Origin of the sequence: Faecalicatena fissicatena, from assembly GCF_016900595.1 — a bacterium.
Lineage (GTDB): Bacteria > Bacillota > Clostridia > Lachnospirales > Lachnospiraceae > Claveliimonas > Claveliimonas intestinigallinarum.
On sequence record NZ_JACLYY010000017.1, the window covers coordinates 18,147 to 31,981 of the forward strand.

Below are 13,835 nucleotides of genomic sequence, written 5' to 3' on the forward strand. Positions count from 1 at the left end.
AATGTGCTGACAGGGGGGAATTCATTTGAACAGAAAAGAGGCAGAACAGACAGGATATACCCATTCCGATGGAGACAGAAAAGAACAGAAAGACCGGAAGGAATTCCGCCTGCGGGTAAAGCTCCAGATTGGCACAGACGAGCCGGTTCTTGGCCCCGGAGTGGCTGAGCTTTTGGAGCTTGTCGGGGAGACCGGATCCATGAAGGAGGCCTGCGGCCGGATGGGCATGTCCTACAGCAAGGGATGGAAGATCGTGAACCGGGCCGAGAACGAGCTGGGGTACGCCCTCATCCTCCGGCACCACGGCGGCAGGAGCGGCGGCAGCTGCTCCCTCACCCCGGAGAGCATTTCCCTGGTGAGGCGCTACCGGGCTCTGGAGGAGAGAGTGAAGAAATACGCGGATACAGCGTTCCAGGAAATGTTCACTGAGCTGTGAAAAAATTAACAGGAGACGTAACACTTTTAAAAAGTATTACGTCTGAACTTACACTAACTGGTGCGCTATTGTGTATGCTGTGTGACACATTATCTCATCTCGGAGTTGGGATAGAGCTGTCTCATTGTTGCGTCGTCAAAGTGGGTGTCGATGATATGCTCCCAGCCGGAGGGGGCGGCAGGCCCGCCGTCCCGGGCGCTGTAGCGCATGAGCGCCGCGGCGGAGACCAGGATGTTGGCGGCCATAAAGACCACCAGGATCCAGGTGGCGATGTAGCCGGCTACCTTCGGGATTTTCTCGATCCACCCTGCAAAGTGGGGGTACAGCCCCTTGATCCATACAACAGCAGCAATGCCCCAGAAGAAGCAGTACAGAAGATTGATGCGGCCTCCCAGGTTGAAGGGGATATTGCTGTAGTCCCAGAAAACCTGGCCGAACACCAGCTCTGACAGGACGCTGCATATGTACTCGTAGGCTCCGCCCAGGAAGGTGCCGACGAGGAAAATATGGCGGTCCGGCTTGTCCCGGTCCTTGTACAGAAGGGCAGTGGCAAGCACGATGGCAAAGCCCCAGACCACGCTGAAGGGACCCCACACAAGGCTGCTGCGGTATATCCATGTTCCGCCTACCAGGCGGCAGTAGAGCGTCTCCGTGATGTCTCCAAGAAGAGAGCCGATGAGAAAGAGCCAGAACAGCTTGTAAAATCCGCAGCCCTCGGCAAATTTTCCCTCCCGAAGTATATCCTCCGTCTTCTCCTGGATGACCGGGTAGGCCCTGGACATCCGGCGCTCCACAAAGCGCATGAGGGGAATACGCGACTGGCTGGCCTCAAAGGTTCGCAGGCGCAGGGCCGCGGCCATGGACACCACTGTGTCCAGAAGTACATATCCCATCAGGACCCACACAATGATGGAGGTGATGGGCCCCGGTATCCGGCTGTACAGGGAGAAGAGGAGGGGATTGCCGTATTTCAGACAGATGACGCCCAGCACGCCCCACAGAACCGTGTACTGGAAACAGATATAGCCGTCAAAATTCCATTTTTTATCCGAGTAGTCCCACCATTTATGCCGGTTCAGCCGTTCCAGCGTCTTGCCTGTGATCCACTCAACAGCGGTGGCCTGTATGGCGCAGCCAACGAAGAGCAGAACAAGATTGTCTATCAGCTCCGGCAGGGTGACGGACATGAGGACGGCGCCGGCCCCGTATACGAGACAGAAGGGGCCTGTCGAAAATCCCCGGTTCATGAATTTCCTGTTTTTGATTGTTCCCACGACTGTCTCTATAATCCATCCGATAAAGGAATAGATGAGGAACAGCCAGAAGATTTCTGTAAATGTGTACTCCATAATGCTTATCCTTTGCTCTTTGCCCGGTAGAATAATCAGGGCATCTATAAAGGAGAAGATGTCCCGATACTTTCACCATCATAATATGGGGCGGAACACAGGTCAAGCGAAGTGCGAAAACTTAAGAATTTCTTTACACAAATCCCGATCCTACCTGGTGATCCTTGTCATGACGGCAGCAGTCATAGCTGCCGGACTGCTGGTATAAAGTCTATATGGAACGAAAAAGCAGCGTGCGGTCAGCACGCTGCTTCTTTCTATAATCCAGAGATTGTGATGGAAATACAAATTCGGGGGTTTTAAATATGTTTTGTATTTCGAATACAATATATCACAGGAAAAACCCTTTGAAAATATTTTTTCAAACCATATATTCGGAAAATAATTGTGATCTGAGCACAAAAATGGTATTCTTTACTGTATAAAGGAGATTTTTTCTATGGCAGTTGAATTACAGTATTTGTACAGGGAGATCCGGCCGGAATATGAAGTGAAGCTCCACACAGACTCCTGCTATGACAGAAAGATCAGCTGGATCCACATGGTGGAGGGAAGCGAGTTTGCCCAGTTTCTTTACGGGGACGAGCTGGTCTTCAACTCCGGCCTGAATTACAGGTCAGAGGAATGGCTGAAGGAATTTCTGGCAGCCATGGACCGGGCCGGGGCCGGCGGGGTGATCATCGCGCTGGGGGAGGGAAAGCAGTTTTCCCGGGAGGCTGTCGACTGGTGCAATAAAAGAAGGCTTCCCCTCTTTTCCGCATCCTGGAAGACGCCCTACATTGACATTATGCGGAAGTTCTCGGAGATCCTGCTGAAGAATGAGCAGAGGGAGACCAACCTGGTCACGGCCATGAAAAATGCTATTTTCTATCCGGACAACGAGGAGCTCTACATGAACCATATGGAGAGAAACGGCTTTCCAAGAGACCTCTCCTACACGGTCATCATTATGAGCTGTCACGCCTACGACACAGAGAGGGGCAACCGGCTTCTGGAGGATATCCAGAGAAAGCTCCACTTTTCCATGGAGAAGACCATCTTTTACGAGGAGGAGGGGCGTCTGATCATACTGGCAGCAGGCTACCGGGGAGACTGGCTGCGGGATCAGTTCCGCAGGCTGTCCGGGGAGGATCCAAACCTCTATATCGGAGCGGGCACCACGGTAGAACGGATACAGGATATTCACCGGTCCTATGAAAATGCCTACACGGCCTACCAGCTGACGAAGACTACCATCCCGAAAAATTTTCTGGCCTACGACGAGCTGGGGATCTACAAGATCCTCACCGACGTAAAGGAGACGGCCATTTACCCGGACTTTGTCCGGGAGGTGCTGGGAAGGCTGATGGAGTATGACAGGGAGCACGGGACGGAGTATATGAGGATCCTGAAGGCCTATTTTGAAAATGACTGCAGCACAGTGCGCGCGGCAGAGGCACTGTACTGCCACAAAAATACGCTGACCTACAAGCTGAATAAGATCAAAGATGTGCTTGGATATGATATACTGAGTAATGAGAACCGGGTGAGGATCATGGTGTCTTTCTATATCCTTCAGCTGGGGACCGCAAATTTTTAGCAGATCGACTGACATGGATGAGCAGAAAGGAGACAGAGTGATGACAAAGAAAACAGTATGCTTACGGATCGAGCACCACGCGGTGCTGTTTGCGCTTCTGGCAAGACAGGCGGTGGAGCTGTGCGGGGAAAAGGGAAAGGAGTCCATCCTGCGGGGCATGACCGTGTACGGAAAGGAGAGGGGCCGGCGGATGGCCTGCAATGCCCGCAAAAGAGGGGATGAGATCAACACGATGACCAATCAGGCCTACGGCGAGTGGAAGCCGGACTTTGACGGGCAGATGGAGTTCGGGCAGATCCACACCCAGCCCACCCTGCAGACCTATATTGCAAAATGCGCCTGGTGTGATGCCTGGGAAAAGCACGGCCTCACTGAGTACGGAAGGCTCTACTGTGTCAATGTGGACAACGCGGTGTACCAGGGCTATCAGGACAAATATGTCTGTACCCAGGTGACGGAGCCCATGAGCTGGGGCGGCCCGCGCTGTGAGTTCGACTGGGGATGCCCTCTGACGCCTGAGGAGAACGAGGCCCTGGCGGCGAAGAAAAAGGAGCTGGAAGCCTCCTGTATGAAGGATTTTACCTTCCACACGGCTCATCTCAGAGCCACCATCAGCCGAATCCTCATCGAGGATCTGGGAGATGACGGGCAGAGAGCTGTGGACAGGGCGCTGGCGGAATTTGCGGAGCTGTTCGGGCAGGAGTGTCTGGATGTGCTGGACACAGTTCCCGAGGAGGAGATTTACCCGAAGGAGGCATTTGTATGAGCGGCAGGGAGAAGGAAAATCTGATCGCAGACTGGCTGGAGGAACACAAGGAGGAGGTAGTCCGGACAGCGGACTACATTTTCCGGCATCCGGAGACAGCTTACAAAGAGGAGCTCTCCAGCGCATATCTGGCTTCCTTTCTGGAGGAAAATGGCTTCCGGGTGGAGAAGAAGACTGCCGGGATCGACACGGCATTTACCGCCGTGTGGGGAGAGGGGCGGCCTGTCATCGGCTTTCTGGCCGAGTACGACGCACTGCCGGAGCTGGGGCACGCCTGCGGCCACAATCTGCTGGGTACAGGAGCGGCGGCAGCGGCCTGCGCCCTGAAGGCGTACATGGAGAAGGTGGGGGTGGCCGGGATCTTGCGGGTCTACGGCTGTCCCGCGGAGGAGATCATGTCCGGAAAGATCGTCATGAATAAGGCGGGAGTCTTTGATGACCTGGACATTGCGGTGACCTGGCATCCCTTTGACAGAAACCGGGTCAGCAACGACATATGGCAGGCGCAGGATATAAAAAATTATACCTTCCACGGAGTCAGCGCCCACGCCTCCCGTTCCCCGGAGGAGGGGCGGAGCGCCCTGGACGCGGCGGAGCTTATGAATGTGGGCGTCAACTATCTGCGGGAGCATGTACCCACGGACGTGCGCATGCACTACGCCTACAAAGACAACGGACAGCCCGCCAACGTGGTGCCGGACCTGGCGAAGACCAACTATTTTATCCGCTCCAGCCTGCGGGCGAGAACGGAGGACGCTTCCAAGAGAGTGGACGACTGCGCCAGGGGAGCGGCCCTCATGACGGGCACCACGGTGGAGATCGAGCTGGTGGCAAGCTGCCGGGAGATGAAGATCGACCGTGAGCTGACAGAGCTCTATTACGAAGCTATGACAAAGATCCCCACCCCGCAGTACACGGAGGAGGAGCTGGACTTTGCCGCCAGGATCACAGAGGAGGCGGGTCTGGACAATGGGGGCGAGTATTTCCGGGGACTGGAGCCTCTGGAGGATGAGCCGGTGCCCATCTCCATCGGGACGGACGCGGCGGAGGTGAGCCACACGGTGCCCCTCATTACCCTCAGCGCGGCCACCATGTGCAGGGGGACGCCCCTCCATCACTGGGCGGCGGCCCGACAGGCGGGCATGAGCATCGGCCAGAAGGGCATGCTGTACGCGGCCCGCTGCATGGCGGAGGGGACGAAGCTGTGGATGGAGCGCCACAGACCTGACCCGGCGGACAAAGGGATTGACAAAAAAGCAGATTGAGAAACAAGGAAAAAGGAGGAAGAAAAATGATCACAAAGAAGATTGGCTGGATCGGATGCGGTAATATGGGAGGAGCCATCCTCCACGGAGCGCTGGAGAGCGGCGTTATCTCAAAGGACGATGCCATTGTCTACGACATCAAAGAGGAGATGATGGATAAGGCGAAGGGCTGGGGAGCGGCTCTTGGAGAGAGCGATGCGGATGTGTGCGGAAAATGCGACATTGTGCTGCTGGCCGTGAAGCCTCAGCAGGCGAAGGAGGCGCTGGCTCAGTGCGGGGAGGCCCTGGACGGGAAAGCTCTTATCTCCATCGTGGCAGGTGTCACAGTGGAGAGGCTTCGGGGAATGATCAGTGGAAACGCCCGGATCCTGCGCGTCATGCCAAACACGCCGGCCATGGTATTTGAGGGGGCCTTTGCCCTCTGCGCGGACAATGACCTTGCCAGCGAAGAGATGGCTGCGGCGGAGGAGCTCTTCCGGTCCATCGGCGTGGTGGAGAAGGTGCCGGAAACTCTCATCGACGCGGTCTGCGGCCTGAGCGGCGGCGGCCCGGCCTATGTGGCCATGTTCATCGAGGCCATGGCGGACGGCGGCGTGAAGCAGGGACTGCCCCGCGCCACAGCCTACCGGCTGGCGGCCCAGACCTGCCTTGGAACGGCAAAGATGATTCTGGACATGGACATCCATCCGGGCCAGCTCAAGGATATGGTCACCTCCCCGGGAGGCACCACCATCGAGGGCTGCGAGGCGCTGGAAAAGGGCGGCATGAGAGGTACGGTCATAGAGTGCATCAACGTGGCCACGGAGAAGTCCAAACAGCTGTAGAGGGCAGAGCGGCACAGGACCGGCGACGCGTCCAGAGTGTCCACCATTACAAACGCGGTGTACTGGGGATATCACGCAGCGCTGGATATCTAAAATAAAAAGAAAGGAGGTGGACCTATGGGGAAAAATAAGTGGACCAGGTTTCCCAAGGTGGAGCTCCACTGTCACCTGGATGGCTCTCTGAGCCGGGAGTTCGTGGAAGAGAGGCTGGGAAGGCCGGTGTCTCTCCGGGAGCTGCAGGTGGACAGGGACTGCCGAAGCCTGGCGCAGTACCTGGAAAAATTCGACCTGCCGCTTGCCTGCCTTCAGGATGAGGAGGGACTGCGGGGAGCAGGGTATGATTTTATAAAAACCGTGTCAGAGGAGAATGTCAGATACGCGGAGGTGCGGTTTGCCCCCTCCCTCTCGGCCCACGGCTCTTTCACCTGCCGGGAGGTGATCCGGTCTCTTCTGGAGGGGCTGGAGAGGGGCAGGAAGGACTTTGGGACAGAGTACAACGTCATCGTGTGCGCCATGCGGGGACACACCTTTGAGCAAAATCTGTCCATGATGCGGGCGGCCCGGGAATTTCTGGGACAGGGCGTGTGCGCGGCGGACTTAGCCGGCAATGAGGCGGCCTACCCCATGGCGGATTTCCTGGAGCTTTTTGCCCGGGCAAGAGAGCTGGGCCTGCCCTTTACCATCCATGCGGGGGAGTGCGGCAGCGCCGCCAATATCCGGGATGCCCTGGAGGCCGGGGCCCTGCGGATCGGCCATGGAATCGCCATGGGGGGACAGACGGAGCTTGAGAGACTTTGCAGGCAGAAGAACATAGGTATTGAGATGTGTCCTGTCAGCAACCTGCAGACAAAGGCAGTGGAGAGCCCCGGCGAGTATCCTCTGCGGGAATTTCTGGATCAGAGGCTGAAGGTCACCATTAATACGGACAACCGCACGGTCAGCGGCAGCACCCTGTCCGGGGAGCTGGAGTTTGTCCAGGAGTCCTGGGGGATCCGGGATCAGGAAATCTGGCAGCTGATGGAGAACGCCGCTGAAGTATCCTTTGCGCCGGACCGTGTAAAGGAGAAGCTGATCCGGCAGATACGCGCCGCGAAAGGAGGAGACTATGAAACGCTATAAGAGAATTTTTGTCATTGTCCTGGACTCTCTGGGAATAGGAGCTATGCCGGACTCGCCGGAGTACGGGGACGTGGGCGTGGACACCTTCGGTCATATCCTTCAGTCTGCGGGTCCCCTTTCCATTCCCCATCTGCGAAGGCTTGGCATGCTGAACCTGCACCCCTGCCCGCAGATGGACTCTGACCCGGCTCCCGCGGGGCGTTTCATGCGGATGGCGGAGGCCAGCAGGAGCAAGGACACCATGACCGGCCACTGGGAGATGATGGGGCTGAGAGTGGAGAAGCCCTTTAAAACCTTTACGGAGCACGGCTTTCCACCGGAGCTGATCGGGGAGCTGGAAAGGCGCTGCGGCAAAAAGGTGATCGGAAACAGGAGCGAGAGCGGGACGAAGATCCTGGACGAGCTGGGGGAGGAGGAGATCCGGGACGGATCCATGATCGTTTACACCTCCGCTGACTCGGTGCTTCAGATCGCCGGCAATGAGGAGACCTTTGACCTGGCCAATCTGTACCGCTGCTGTGAGATCGCCAGGGAGCTCACCATGCGGGATGAGTGGAAGGTGGGGCGGGTCATCGCCAGGCCCTACGTGGGAAAGAAGAGAGGCCAGTTTGTCCGCACCAGCAACCGCCGGGACTATGCCTTAAAGCCCTTTGGCAGGACTGCCATGAACGTGCTCAAAGACGCGGGGCTGGATGTGATCGCCGTGGGAAAGATCCACGACATCTTCTCCGGCGAGGGTATCACCCGCTCCCTCCACTCGGACAGCTCCGTCCATGGCATGGAGCAGACCTGTGACATATGCCGGGAGGATTTCACAGGGCTGTGCTTTACCAATCTGGTGGATTTTGACGCCCTGTGGGGACACAGGAGAGACCCTGGCGGGTATGCCCGGGAGATCGAGAAATTTGACGTGGGCCTGGGACGGCTGATGGAGCTTATGGGGGAGGAGGATCTGGTGATCCTGACGGCGGATCACGGCAATGATCCCACCTACACGGGGACAGACCACACCCGGGAGTATGTGCCCTTTATCGCCTGGTCCCCCTCCCTGGGGAAGGGAGGGCCGCTGCCTGAGGCGGACACCTTTGCCGTTATAGGAGCCACTGTGGCGGACAATTTCGGCCTGGAGATGCCGGAGGGGACCATCGGAACCTCCCGCCTGGCAGAGCTGCTTTAGAGATAGAGGATGACCGGGGAAGAAGAGCTGGAAAAAATGACAGAGAAAGGGGAAGACTATGTACAGACGACTGAAACGCTATGTGGATACTATCAGGGAGACAACGGATTTTGTGCCCAGGGCGGCCATTGTGCTTGGATCCGGCCTTGGAGGATACGGGGAGAGAATTCAGGTGGAGGAGGAGATCCCCTACAGCCGGCTGGAGGGCTTTCCCGTCTCCACTGTGGCAGGACACCAGGGACGTTTCCTCTTTGGAAGAGTGAAGGGCGTGCCTGTCGTGCTGATGCAGGGAAGAGTCCACTACTATGAGGGATACGACATGCAGGAGGTGGTCCTGCCCATCCGGCTTATGGGTATGCTGGGGGCCCGCACCCTCCTTCTTACCAACGCGGCGGGCGGGATCAATCTGGACTTTGAGCCGGGGGATCTGATGATGATTACAGACCAGATCTCCTCCTTTGTTCCTAGCCCCTTAAGAGGGACGAACATAGAAGAGCTGGGAACACGCTTCCCGGATATGAGCCAGGTCTATGACCGGGCGCTGATGGAGAAGCTGCGGGAGGCTGCCCGGCGGGAGAGGGTCTCTTTGCGGGAGGGAGTCTACGCCCAGCTGTCCGGGCCAAACTATGAGACGCCGGCAGAGATCCGGATGCTGCGCGCTCTGGGGGCGGACGCCGTAGGCATGAGCACGGCCTGCGAGGCCACCGCAGCCCGCCACATGGGCATGGAGATCTGCGGCGTATCCTGCATCACCAACATGGCAGCAGGCATACTGGACAGGCTCCTGGACCACCAGGAGGTGCAGGAGACGGCGGACAGGGTGAAGGATCAGTTTGAGCGGCTGGTGACATCGTTTATCGGCAGTCTGGCCTGAAAGGATCTCCATTGAGACGGCTTCTTTGAGCCATGTGGAAGTAAGCTCTTTGGAACAAGGATTGACAAACTCTGCTCTGAGGCATATGATTTACTAATACTAATAGCATTTGCGGATGGGGAGGAATCATGAATTACAAAGAGATAGCAGAGGAGCTCCTGAAAATGCGCTCTGAATGGCCTCATGTGGCGGTCAATGAGGAGCTGGCCAGACTGACAAAGGGAGAGTTCTTTGTGCTGAATTATCTGGAAAAACACGGAGGGACAGCTTTCCCGAAGGATCTCAGCAGAAAGATGCAGGTCAGCACAGCCCGCATTGCCGCGCTTTTGAAGCATATGGAGATGAAGGGCTGGGTGACCCGGACTGCGGACTGCCAGGACAACAGGCAGGTCATCGTGTCCATCACTCTGGCAGGCAGAGATGAAATAGAAGACAAGAGAGAAAAAACGCTGGAGGATGTGATCCGGCTGCTGGAATTTCTGGGCCCTCAGGATGCGGAGGCGCTGCTGCGTATCCAGGAAAAGGTTGTGAAAGGATTTTCGGAGCGGGAGTAGAAGGATGCTTTAAAAAGAGCATCCTTTTTGTCACCCTCCCGGGAAATTTGGCACACGGAAACAGTTGACTGAACCTCCCGGCTGTGTGACAATTATAAATAAGGCCTATATCACGGGAGGCAGATATGGAACTGATCCGGCTGCTCTCACAGGTGAGATACGAGGTGATACAAGGTACGGTCCACACCCGGGTTGAGGGTGTGACGAACGACACGAGAGATTTAAGACGAGGAGACGCCTACGTCTGCATTGAGGGGTACGGAACGGACGGACACAGGTTTGTCCCGGAGGCGGTGGAAAAGGGAGCGGCGGCCATTGTGGCGTCAAAGGAGATCGCCTGCCCGCCTGGCGTGACGGTAATCCGGGTGGCGGATACCCGGTGGGCTCTGGCTGCCATGTCCGCGGCTGCCTGTGGGTATCCGGCGGAGCACCTGCGGGTCATCGGTATAACCGGGACAAAGGGGAAGACAACCACCGCTTGGATGCTGCGGGATATCCTGGCGCGGGAGGAGGGGGCATGCGGACTGATCGGAACCATCGAGACGGACACAGGACTGCGCCGCTTCCCCAGCACGCATACAACTCCTGAGTCCTGTCAGCTTATGGCGTATTTTCAGGAGATGAGGGGGACGGGGCTTACAAGCGCAGTGATGGAGGTGTCCTCCCAGGCGCTGAAGCTGGAGCGGACTGCCTGCGTTCCCTTCTGCATGGGGATCTTCACCAACCTGGGGGAGGACCACATCGGCCCCGGGGAGCATGCCAGCCCGGAGGAGTACCGGTGGTGCAAGCATCTTTTGTTTCTCCAGTGCGAGACCGGGCTTGGGAATGTAGACGATCCCTGCTATGGGGAAATCTTTGACCGGACCGGGTGCAGGAAAGTTACCTTCGGTACGGAGGAGGGAGCGGACTGGCGGGCTGTGAGGATTAAGGAAGAGACAAGGGACGGGCGCTCCGGCATGAGCTTTGGGATAGAGGGCAGAGAGGGAGGATTTTTTATCCCGCTTCCGGGGAGATACAATGTGTACAATGCCCTTGCGGCGGCCGCCGCGGCCTTTGAGCTGGGGATTCGGGAGGAGACGGTGCGAAAAGCTCTGAGCCGGGTCAGGGTCCCGGGCCGGATGGAGCAGATCTCTTGCGCAGGCGGGCGGACTATCTTCCTGGACTACGCCCACAATGCCATGAGCCTTTCCTGCGCCCTGGATACTCTGAGGGGCTTTGTGAAGAGCCGGCTCATCGTCCTCTTCGGATGCGGGGGAAACAGGTCCAGGCAGAGAAGGTATGAGATGGGAGAGACGGCAGGGCGGATGGCGGACGAGACGGTCATCACCAGCGACAATCCCAGGGAGGAAAGGCCGGAGGACATCATCGCGGACATTGTGGAGGGCATGAGGCGGACAGAAGGGTTTTACACAGTCATACCGGACCGCAGGGAGGCCATCCGCTATGCGGTGGACCGAAGCGGCAGAGGGGACGTGGTCCTGATCGCGGGAAAGGGACACGAGACATACCAGGAAATACAGGGAGTGCGCTATCCCATGGACGACAGGGAGATCATACTGGAGGCACTCCGGGGAGAAAAGGACAGGTAAGGATGCCGGAAAAAAAGATTTACGCAGATATTATCATTGACATTACAAACGAAAAGCTGGACAAAATATTTCAGTACACGGTTCCGAAAGAGCTGGAAGGGAAGCTGGCTGTGGGGACGGAGGTGCTTGTCCCCTTTGGAAAGGGAAATAAGGAGACCAGGGGATATATTGTGGGATTTTCCGAGACCCCCGGCTACGACCCGGCAAAGATCAAGGAGATCCTGGCAGTGCCGGGGGAGAGCGTGGGCATCGAGACCCGGCTGGTGGCCCTGGCCGCCTGGATGAAGGAGTCCTACGGGGGCACCATGATCCAGGCCCTGAAGACCGTCCTCCCCATCAAGAGAAAGGAGCGGGAGAGGGAGAAGAAGACGCTGGTCCTTCTCGTCTCCCCGGAAGAGGGGGAGAAGAGATTAAGGTGGTATCAGAAGAAGAATCAGAAGGCCCGGGCCCGTCTCCTTGAGGCCCTCCTCTCAAGCCCCAGGCTGGACTACGACCTGGCCCGGGAGAAACTGAATATCACTCCTCCGGTGGTGCGGGCTCTGGAGGAGGATGGACTTCTCCTCACAGAGTCCTCCCGGGTGTACCGGAATCCGGTGCAGGCCGGGAGGAAAGCGGGAAGACAGATCGCGTACACGACAGAGCAGGCGGAGGCCATCCGGAGATTTTCAGAGGATTATGACAGGGGACTGCGGCGCACCTACCTGGTCTACGGCGTTACCGGCAGCGGCAAGACGGAGGTCTACATGGCCATGATTCGAAAGGTGGTGGAGGCGGGCAGGCAGGCCATTGTGCTCATCCCTGAGATCGCCCTTACCTGGCAGACTGTGCTCCGCTTCCAGAGAATGTTTGGGGACCGGGTGTCCATCCTCAACTCCCGGATGTCGGCGGGGGAGAGGTATGACCAGATGCAGCGGGCGAAAAAGGGGGAGATTGACGTCATGATCGGCCCCAGGTCCGCCCTTTTTACCCCCTTTCCCAGGCTGGGGCTCATTGTCATAGACGAGGAGCACGAGGGCAGCTACAAGAGCGAGCAGGTGCCCCGGTATCACGCCCGGGAGACAGCTGTGGAGAGGGCGCGCCTGGAGGGGGCCGGTGTGGTGCTGGGATCGGCCACTCCCTCCCTGGAGGCCTTCTACCGCTGCGAGAGGGGAGAGTATGTGCTGCTGCGACTGCCCTCCAGGGCCGGAAGCGGGACTCTGCCCCGGGTCCGGGTGGCGGATATGCGGGAGGAGCTGAAGAAGGGGAACCGTTCTATCTTCAGTGACAGCCTGAGAGAGCTCATGGCGGACCGGCTGCAGAAGGGGCAGCAGACCATGCTCTTTATCAACCGGCGAGGCTACGCGGGCTTTGTGTCCTGCCGGTCCTGCGGCCACGTGATCAAGTGCCCCCACTGCGACGTGTCCCTGTCCGCCCACAGGGGAGGGAGGCTGGTCTGCCACTACTGCGGCTATGAGAGGCCCATGGTGCGAACCTGCCCGGAATGTGGCTCCCCCCACATCGGGGGCTTTAAGGCGGGCACCCAGCAGATCGAGGAGATGGTAAAGCGGGAGTTCCCGGGGGCCAGAGTGCTCCGGATGGACGCGGACACCACCCGGAGAAAGGACGGCCACGAGAAGATCCTCTCCGCCTTCGGAGACGGGGAGGCAGATATCCTTGTGGGCACCCAGATGATCGTCAAGGGCCACGATTTCCCCAATGTGACCCTGGTGGGGGTACTGGCCGCGGACATGTCCCTCTACACTGATGATTACCGCTCTGCGGAGCGCACTTTTCAGCTTCTGACACAGGCCGCCGGCAGGGCGGGAAGAGGAGAGGGAGGAGGCGAGGTGGTGATCCAGACCTACAGCCCGGAGCACTACAGCATCGAGACAGCCGCCAGGCAGGATTACGAGGCCTTCTATGAGGAGGAGATCCGGTACCGGGAGATAATGGGGTATCCGCCGGCTGCCCATCTCCTTGCCGTCCTCCTGGCGGCGCAGGACGAGGAGAAGCTGACCACCGCCTCCGCATATCTGAAGGAATTTGCGGCCAGACTGGGCTCCTCGGGGCAGCTTGCGGTGATCGGCCCGGCCAGCCCCCATGTGGGAAAGGTGAGCGACGTTTACCGAAAGATCCTCTATCTAAAATCCGAAAAATATGGTATGCTTGTTAAGGCGAAGGACCGAATGGAGCAGTATATTGAGTTGAACCGGGGGTTCCGGGATATCCGGATCCAGTTCGACTTTGACCCTGTACATTCCTTCTGACGGGAGGAGGCCTTTTGGCAGGGACTACTCCTGACAGGACGCCGTTTTTGACAGATA

13 protein-coding genes are annotated in these 13,835 nt (G+C 57.9%); 12 read left to right on the plus strand and 1 reads right to left on the minus strand.

The genetic code is table 11. The features are described from left to right. Window positions 1–25: 25 nt before the first annotated feature. Complete coding sequence (locus H7U36_RS15255) at window positions 26–436, plus strand: winged helix-turn-helix domain-containing protein (protein ID WP_243426776.1); 411 nt, start codon at window positions 26–28, stop codon at window positions 434–436. An 89-nt stretch (window positions 437–525) separates the two neighbouring features. On the opposite strand, the gene H7U36_RS13850 is transcribed toward H7U36_RS15255, so the two are convergent. Beyond that, window positions 526–1,785, minus strand: a complete 1,260-nt coding sequence (locus H7U36_RS13850; RefSeq protein WP_033126702.1) for a putative ABC transporter permease — start codon at window positions 1,783–1,785, stop codon at window positions 526–528. 85 nt (window positions 1,786–1,870) lie between these two features. Here H7U36_RS13850 and H7U36_RS15330 point away from each other — a divergent pair, with 85 nt between their 5' ends. The 11 genes from H7U36_RS15330 (at window position 1,871) to priA (ending at window position 13,778) form a co-directional block, all read left to right on the plus strand. After that, window positions 1,871–1,993, plus strand: coding sequence for a hypothetical protein (locus H7U36_RS15330; protein ID WP_275951613.1), 123 nt, complete (start codon window positions 1,871–1,873; stop codon window positions 1,991–1,993). Between the two features lie 231 nt (window positions 1,994–2,224). Continuing rightward, window positions 2,225–3,364, plus strand: a complete 1,140-nt coding sequence (locus H7U36_RS13855) for a PucR family transcriptional regulator (RefSeq protein WP_205156351.1) — start codon at window positions 2,225–2,227, stop codon at window positions 3,362–3,364. A gap of 40 nt (window positions 3,365–3,404) precedes the next feature. Further along, window positions 3,405–4,130 carry an L-2-amino-thiazoline-4-carboxylic acid hydrolase gene (locus tag H7U36_RS13860; RefSeq protein ID WP_205156352.1) on the plus strand — a complete coding sequence of 242 codons (726 nt, stop codon included), beginning with the start codon at window positions 3,405–3,407 and terminating at the stop codon, window positions 4,128–4,130. Next, complete coding sequence (locus tag H7U36_RS13865; protein ID WP_205156353.1) at window positions 4,127–5,395, plus strand: amidohydrolase; 1,269 nt, start codon at window positions 4,127–4,129, stop codon at window positions 5,393–5,395. The genes H7U36_RS13860 and H7U36_RS13865 overlap by 4 nt, the downstream gene beginning before the upstream one ends. Before the next feature lie 26 nt (window positions 5,396–5,421). Continuing rightward, window positions 5,422–6,219 (plus strand): pyrroline-5-carboxylate reductase, encoded by a 798-nt coding sequence (gene proC, locus H7U36_RS13870; RefSeq protein WP_033126700.1) that lies wholly within the window; start codon window positions 5,422–5,424, stop codon window positions 6,217–6,219. Between the two features lie 117 nt (window positions 6,220–6,336). Then, a complete protein-coding gene (gene add / locus H7U36_RS13875) occupies window positions 6,337–7,338 on the plus strand; it encodes an adenosine deaminase (protein WP_205148754.1) in 1,002 nt (333 codons plus the stop codon). Further along, window positions 7,325–8,515, plus strand: a complete 1,191-nt coding sequence (locus tag H7U36_RS13880) for a phosphopentomutase (RefSeq protein WP_205156354.1) — start codon at window positions 7,325–7,327, stop codon at window positions 8,513–8,515. Before add ends, H7U36_RS13880 begins: the two co-directional genes overlap by 14 nt. A gap of 58 nt (window positions 8,516–8,573) precedes the next feature. Beyond that, a complete protein-coding gene (locus H7U36_RS13885; RefSeq protein ID WP_205156355.1) occupies window positions 8,574–9,389 on the plus strand; it encodes a purine-nucleoside phosphorylase in 816 nt (271 codons plus the stop codon). 128 nt (window positions 9,390–9,517) lie between these two features. After that, window positions 9,518–9,943 (plus strand): MarR family winged helix-turn-helix transcriptional regulator, encoded by a 426-nt coding sequence (locus H7U36_RS13890; RefSeq protein ID WP_033124392.1) that lies wholly within the window; start codon window positions 9,518–9,520, stop codon window positions 9,941–9,943. Between the two features lie 125 nt (window positions 9,944–10,068). Next, window positions 10,069–11,532, plus strand: a complete 1,464-nt coding sequence (locus H7U36_RS13895; RefSeq protein ID WP_138304202.1) for a UDP-N-acetylmuramoyl-L-alanyl-D-glutamate--2,6-diaminopimelate ligase — start codon at window positions 10,069–10,071, stop codon at window positions 11,530–11,532. A 17-nt stretch (window positions 11,533–11,549) separates the two neighbouring features. Then, the gene (gene priA, locus H7U36_RS13900) at window positions 11,550–13,778 is read left to right on the plus strand and encodes a replication restart helicase PriA (protein ID WP_033124400.1); all 2,229 of its coding nucleotides are present in this window, start codon (window positions 11,550–11,552) and stop codon (window positions 13,776–13,778) included. Window positions 13,779–13,835 lie beyond the last annotated feature (57 nt).

What these genes read in the sequence shown, in the direction of transcription:
- H7U36_RS13850 (WP_033126702.1), bottom strand. Translation starts at nt 1,785, where the DNA reads ATGGAGTACACATTTACAGAAATCTTCTGGCTGTTCCTCATCTATTCC.
- H7U36_RS13860 (WP_205156352.1), top strand. Translation starts at nt 3,405, where the DNA reads ATGACAAAGAAAACAGTATGCTTACGGATCGAGCACCACGCGGTGCTG.
- H7U36_RS15330 (WP_275951613.1), top strand. Translation starts at nt 1,871, where the DNA reads ATGGGGCGGAACACAGGTCAAGCGAAGTGCGAAAACTTAAGAATTTCT.
- add (WP_205148754.1), top strand. Translation starts at nt 6,337, where the DNA reads ATGGGGAAAAATAAGTGGACCAGGTTTCCCAAGGTGGAGCTCCACTGT.
- H7U36_RS13890 (WP_033124392.1), top strand. Translation starts at nt 9,518, where the DNA reads ATGAATTACAAAGAGATAGCAGAGGAGCTCCTGAAAATGCGCTCTGAA.
- H7U36_RS13885 (WP_205156355.1), top strand. Translation starts at nt 8,574, where the DNA reads ATGTACAGACGACTGAAACGCTATGTGGATACTATCAGGGAGACAACG.
- H7U36_RS13880 (WP_205156354.1), top strand. Translation starts at nt 7,325, where the DNA reads ATGAAACGCTATAAGAGAATTTTTGTCATTGTCCTGGACTCTCTGGGA.
- H7U36_RS13865 (WP_205156353.1), top strand. Translation starts at nt 4,127, where the DNA reads ATGAGCGGCAGGGAGAAGGAAAATCTGATCGCAGACTGGCTGGAGGAA.
- proC (WP_033126700.1), top strand. Translation starts at nt 5,422, where the DNA reads ATGATCACAAAGAAGATTGGCTGGATCGGATGCGGTAATATGGGAGGA.
- H7U36_RS13895 (WP_138304202.1), top strand. Translation starts at nt 10,069, where the DNA reads ATGGAACTGATCCGGCTGCTCTCACAGGTGAGATACGAGGTGATACAA.
- H7U36_RS13855 (WP_205156351.1), top strand. Translation starts at nt 2,225, where the DNA reads ATGGCAGTTGAATTACAGTATTTGTACAGGGAGATCCGGCCGGAATAT.